The organism is Methylomonas sp. MgM2 (genome assembly GCF_054172045.1).
On the sequence record NZ_JBSYXO010000087.1, the window covers coordinates 1 to 2,078 of the forward strand.

Annotated in this window: 2 protein-coding genes; one reads left to right on the top strand and one right to left on the bottom strand. The window is 43.5% G+C overall.

The features are described from left to right. Window positions 1-65: 65 nt before the first annotated feature. Window positions 66-1,520: an AAA family ATPase gene (locus ACW73I_RS22965; protein WP_458031834.1), complete on the bottom strand. Its 1,455-nt coding sequence runs from the start codon at window positions 1,518-1,520 to the stop codon at window positions 66-68. 246 nt (window positions 1,521-1,766) lie between these two features. Here ACW73I_RS22965 and ACW73I_RS22970 point away from each other — a divergent pair, with 246 nt between their 5' ends. Beyond that, window positions 1,767-2,054: a hypothetical protein gene (locus ACW73I_RS22970; RefSeq protein WP_458031835.1), complete on the top strand. Its 288-nt coding sequence runs from the start codon at window positions 1,767-1,769 to the stop codon at window positions 2,052-2,054. Window positions 2,055-2,078: the final 24 nt, after the last annotated feature.

The following is a 2,078-nucleotide window of genomic DNA, read 5'->3' on the forward strand; positions in this document are numbered from 1 at the left end:
GCTGCCTTGGGCTGTCGATACCGTCTATATTAACGGACTGAAGCAACTGGGGTAGATGGGGTTAATCAGTCGTTAACGTTTTTTTCAATCAAGCTTTTTCTGGCTTCTTCAAATCGATTTGGTTGAAGCTCGCTTCGCTTCCGCCATAAATCGACGGATACCTTTGCATCATCGGGGTTTTGACCGCTCGCTTGCTTATTAGACCGTGCTTCAAAGAAAAGCTCTTCAAGAGCATCAAGCGCCTGCTGCTGGTTCTTACCCATTTTTTTAGGCTTGGAGTCTTCAGAATTGAAGTTCAATTGACGCTCTAACACCGCACTTGTTAGTAATGAATGATCACTTGTCTCAAACTCAATCTCTTTTAGGCTCAGTGGTTGCGGATGAGCGGCATCTTTCATTTTTGTACAAGTTAAAGTGATTTGATCTCCTTTTTTCTGGACCTTATACTCAGTATCCAGAGCGGCCTTGAGGACACTTGATCCTCGACCGCGCTCTTGATCACCGTGCCCCGTGTGGTGTACAAGCAGGATGGTAGAACCATAACGACTCAGCAATCGATCCAGACTACTGATGAATCGGGTCATATCTTCGGTGCTATTTTCATTGCCTGGGCCATAGTTACGAGCCAGGGTATCGATAACAATAAGGACTGGTTTTTGCCCCGACTTCTCGACGATGGAATCAATTGCTGTAATTACGCTCGTTAATGATTCTTCGTTGAGCAGTGATGCGGGTTGATGACTGATGAACAGATCAAGATTTTTGTCATTAAGGCTGATACCCCGATCAAAGCATACAGCCCTAGCTCGGCGTATCAGTCCGTTATGACCCTCACCGTTGATATAGAAGACTGGTCCGCTTTTTACAGCATATTCGCCACAAAAAGGGATACCGCTTGCACAGCAAAGAGCTATATCCAAAGCCAGCAAGCTTTTTCCAGATTCTGGAGCGCCAATTAAGCCAGCTAGGCAGCCATACTCAAGATAATCTTCAATTAACCAAGTAAGTTGTTTAGTTTCCATTTCACCGAATGCAGAAAACGGAAACATTGGACCCTGATTCGTGCCTGAGCGCACGGCAGCAGAAAACATGTCCAAAAACTTGCGAATGTCCTCTAGCGTCGGCCCAATTTTCGATTCCGGTATTGATCCGGTTTCGATTTCATCCCAACGCTTTTTGCTTTCCTGTGCATAATGAACGGCCTTTCTAAGATTCGATGCCTGCTTGATTTTTTGAGCGTAGAACTCAGGATTAGCACAGTAAGGCATGTCGAGGATCATCTTCCCGCCATCGGGGATTGTGGTGTATCCGCGATCAGCGAGAACAAGCAGATCAATTGGAAAGCCATCCGCTTTGAGCGAACAAATGCCCTTGAAAGCATTTTGTCTTTTGGAATCACAAAAATCATCTGGTTGCAATTGTTTAATTGCCGGTAGGTCCAACAAATGATCATGACCACCTTTCATAAGCTGGCCTAACAGCGATATTTCAGCTGCTTCAATCAATTCTAAATTTTTCATAATTTTTCCTTTATTTAGTTAAGCGCCAGTAAGCAATGAGTGATTTCATTGCCTTAACGACAGGAAAAATCTTATAGTTCAATGACTTATCAGGGGATCAATTAAAACTCAAAGTAAAATTGAATGTGTGAAATCCTATAAATGAAAGCACATGAAGTTAATTGAAATGCTTGTATCCCCTATGCCCTATAATGATCTAATGTATAGAGTTTTTTAACATTACTGCCATTATTAAGACTGACTTACATGACCCAAACACTAGCAAATCAAGCATTTCACTCATTCATCAAGGCAATGGCGAACTTGAGAGAAACTTCATTAGGGCTGGTCTCGCTAGGAGATAAGAAAGAAAATGAGCAACTGTGGTTAAGAATTCAAGACTTCTGCATGGTTATTGGCGGGAAGAATAACGCTGCACAAAATGGTGGCAGTCATCCTGTCTGTACTCAAGTTTTTGACGCCCTTTCAAAAAACAAAAAGGAACCGGAGAGTGTCGGCTTCCGGCGGGAAAGATTGCTAGCCATCCCTGGCTAGCAATCGCGCCTACACCGCCACGTG

Bases quoted from the DNA above. Each gene is read 5' to 3' on its own strand.
- ACW73I_RS22965 (WP_458031834.1), bottom strand. From the start codon at position 1,520: ATGAAAAATTTAGAATTGATTGAAGCAGCTGAAATATCGCTGTTAGGC.
- ACW73I_RS22970 (WP_458031835.1), top strand. From the start codon at position 1,767: ATGACCCAAACACTAGCAAATCAAGCATTTCACTCATTCATCAAGGCA.